3 protein-coding genes are annotated in these 3267 nt (G+C 33.5%); all 3 read left to right on the top strand.

Annotated features, from left to right (window positions below; genetic code table 11):
* Nucleotides 1–71: 71 nt before the first annotated feature.
* Nucleotides 72–1061, top strand: coding sequence for an ABC transporter substrate-binding protein (locus tag CD30_RS18740; RefSeq protein ID WP_036180572.1), 990 nt, complete (start codon nt 72–74; stop codon nt 1059–1061).
* A gap of 124 nt (nt 1062–1185) precedes the next feature.
* A complete protein-coding gene (locus tag CD30_RS18735) occupies nt 1186–2376 on the top strand; it encodes a CbiX/SirB N-terminal domain-containing protein (RefSeq protein WP_036180569.1) in 1191 nt (396 codons plus the stop codon).
* A 452-nt stretch (nt 2377–2828) separates the two neighbouring features.
* Entirely contained in the window at nt 2829–3224 is a 396-nt protein-coding gene (locus tag CD30_RS18730; RefSeq protein WP_328286148.1) for a MerR family transcriptional regulator, read from the top strand.
* The last annotated feature ends 43 nt before the right edge of the window (nt 3225–3267 follow it).

Below are 3267 nucleotides of genomic sequence, written 5' to 3'. Positions count from 1 at the left end.
AAAATCAACATTTATTAGCGATTTATATAAATTATTTTTGACAATACGCAAAGTAACTTGGGGGACAAAATATGAAAAAATTAAAAGGGCTAATATGGGTACCAGTTTCTTGTATGTTGGTATTATTTATTACTGGTTGTAATGTTGATAAGGATTCGGTAAAGGAAGAAATAACAGGAAAAACTAAACAATCTGCAGAAGTGGTCACAATAGAAAACGAAGGTATGACAATTGAATATGAAGATGCACCAACGAAAGCAATTACAGTTAATCAACATGTTACAGAGATTATGTTAGCTTTAGGCCTAGAAGACTCTATGGTGGGAACAGCTTATTTAGATGATGTTATTTATGAACCACTACAAGAAGCGTATAATAAAGTTCCTGTATTAGCTGAAGGTTATCCATCAAAGGAGCAAGTAATCGCGGCAGAGGCAGATTTTATATACGGAGGATGGACAAGTGCCTTCAATGAAAAAAATATCGCAAGCCGTGAGGAGTTACAGGATTTAAAAATTGATACGTATTTACAATCTTCATCGGTGAAGGTAGCTCCAACAATAGATGATGTTTATACAGATATAAGGAACATTGCGAAAATATTTCGTGTAGAAGAACGTGGTGAAGAATTGATTTCCCACATAAATCGTGATATTGATGAAATTAGTGAAAAGATTCCAAAAATAGAAAAACCATTGGATGTACTAGTATTTGATAGCGGGGAAACAGAAGTATATACAGCTACTCAAAACTTTATGAATACGTTAATTACGATGGCTGGAGCAAAAAATATATTTGGTGATATTGAAGATAATTGGGCAACAGTATCAAAAGAGGACGTAGTAGAGCGTTCACCTGAAGTGATTGTTGTTATTGATTATGGTTCAACAACAGTTGAAGAAAAGATTGAGTTTTTAAAAACTGACCCCGCTTTAAGTCAAACCCCAGCAGTACAAAATGAAAGATTTGTAGTATTACCTCTTTCAGCAGCATCTGAAGGTGTACGCATAGCAGAAGCTTTAGAAATTTTAGTAAAAGGATTTTATCCCGAAGTATATTAATAGTAGAAGGAGTGCCCTCACATTAATTTAAAATGGCAAGTTTTATATTTATTTATACAGGACTGATTAAAAGGGTGTAGAAAAGCTTGGGTAGTAAAAGAGGCTTAAAGAAAGGGGATAAAAAATGACAACATGGAACTTAATGAATTTACAGCGTCATTTATTAATTTGTAATGGGGCAACTTGTATGGGGGCCGGTGCTGAAGATGTAACGCAGCAAATTCGTGATGAAATTCGTAAAAATAAATTGGATGATATAATTCATACGTCACGCACTCGTTGTAATGGTCGTTGTCGAGATAAATGTGTTGTTATTGATTATCCAAAAGGCACTTGGTATTCTGTTCAGGACGAAAAGGTTGCTAGATCAATTGTCCACGAACAAGTACCCGAGGAACAAATTATATATTCAATTGAGCAGGGAAAACGTAAGCGAAACAGCCATCGAATTAAAGGAATTGATAAATACCGAAAGTATACTGGTAAAAAAAATAAAGCCGTATTGTTCGTTGGTCATGGTAGTCGATTAGAAGCAGGAAATGTAGAAGTTCGTAATTTTGTCAGTCAAATGCTTCCGAGTATTGATTCTTCTTTAATAGTCGAAACATGTTTTTTAGAGTTCGCTTCACCAAATATTGAAGATGGGATTCAAGCTTGTATTGAGCAAGGAGCTAAAGAGGTACATGTTATCCCAATTATTTTATTACATGCGGGACATTCTAAATTACATATTCCTGCAGAAATAGAGGAAGCAAAAGAATTATTTCCGGAGATACGATTTACATATGGACAAACAATCGGCATTCACCCAGAAGTGTTTGAGATTTTAAAGACGAGACTGATAGATATAAATTTTGATATACATGCTAAGCATCCTGAGACAGCTATTTTGCTAATAGGAAGAGGAAGTAGTGATGCAGAAGCTATTTCTGACTTTTATAAGATTTCTAATATACTAAACAATCAATTGGATGTTTTAGCGGTTGAAAGTGCGTTTATAGGAATTGCAGAACCAACTGTAGAACAGGGGATTGAAAATTGTTTAAAGCATGGTGCAAAGAAAGTTGTAATGTTGCCGTACTTCCTATTTACAGGTATATTAATGGAGCGTATGGGACGTATGAAAGAATCTTTTTCTAAGAAATATCCTCAATTGGAGATTACCCTTGCACAGTATTTTGGCTACCATCCAAAACTTCAAACTGTACTATTAGAGCGATTGCAGCAAGCAATGAATGGTAAGTCAACAGGTATGAAGGACTTAGAGAATTTCCGGAAATATGTAGAAGAGTATGGATATGAGCATCATCATTAAAAAGAAAAATACTACAATAACTATGTTTTGAGTATTAAGCGGGTTTATGAAAATTTACTCATCGCTAAAAATACTAACTGATATCTACACGTTTTCTTATTAATTGAGTTTAGTTCCTAATGAAACTTTTATACTAAGGTTAATACTGAACTTATAAATATTATAGGAAAAATCTCAAATCTGATAAATAATTTAAGTAAAAAGAATTTTCTATCGAAAATTAGTATAAGAGAGTAAACAGGTATTCTGTGTTACTCTTTTTTTATTTTCGTTACAAATTCCTCGCATTTCTTTTCTTAGTAAATAGATAAAAGTAGTAAGAAAAATATTGCTTCGAAAAAAAGAAACTTCACAAATATGTAGAAAAAAGTAATGTAAAGTTCTTGATATCTAGACATCTAATTTAATATAATAAAAGTATCACGTGACGGTTAGGAGGAGTACACAATGGGATCGAGAGACTAAAAATTGGTGAGTTAGCTGATATTACAGGAATTACAAAACGTACAATCGACTATTACACGAATCTTGGCCTGTTGGAAGCTGAACGTTCTAGTTCAAACTACCGTTATTACACATCGGAAGCAATAAAGCGGCTACATGAAATTGAAGAGATGAAAACAAATGGCATGAGCCTACAAGAAATAAAAAAAACTTTTGAAAAACAACGTGCATATGAAGAAGTCGATATTCAAGAACTTCGTTTACACATGCAAAATCTTCAACATGAAGTCACTACTTTGCTCGAACAAATGAAAGAAAAAGAGCAGTCAACACAGGCACAGGTCAAAAACAAAGTATCATCTGAATGTGCTGCGCTTATGCAGTCTTTATTATCACTTATATAGAGTCTCGGAATAAATAACAATTTTTCTGGGTGAAATGAACCAA

Origin of the sequence: Ureibacillus massiliensis 4400831 = CIP 108448 = CCUG 49529, from assembly GCF_000772965.1 — a bacterium.
GTDB lineage: Bacteria > Bacillota > Bacilli > Bacillales_A > Planococcaceae > Ureibacillus > Ureibacillus massiliensis.
The sequence above is the reverse complement of the archived record's forward strand: the minus strand, read 5'-3'. Positions and strand labels throughout refer to the sequence as shown.

Excerpts from the sequence above, each read along its gene's own strand:
- CD30_RS18740 (WP_036180572.1), top strand. The coding sequence starts at position 72 with ATGAAAAAATTAAAAGGGCTAATATGGGTACCAGTTTCTTGTATGTTG.
- CD30_RS18735 (WP_036180569.1), top strand. The coding sequence starts at position 1,186 with ATGACAACATGGAACTTAATGAATTTACAGCGTCATTTATTAATTTGT.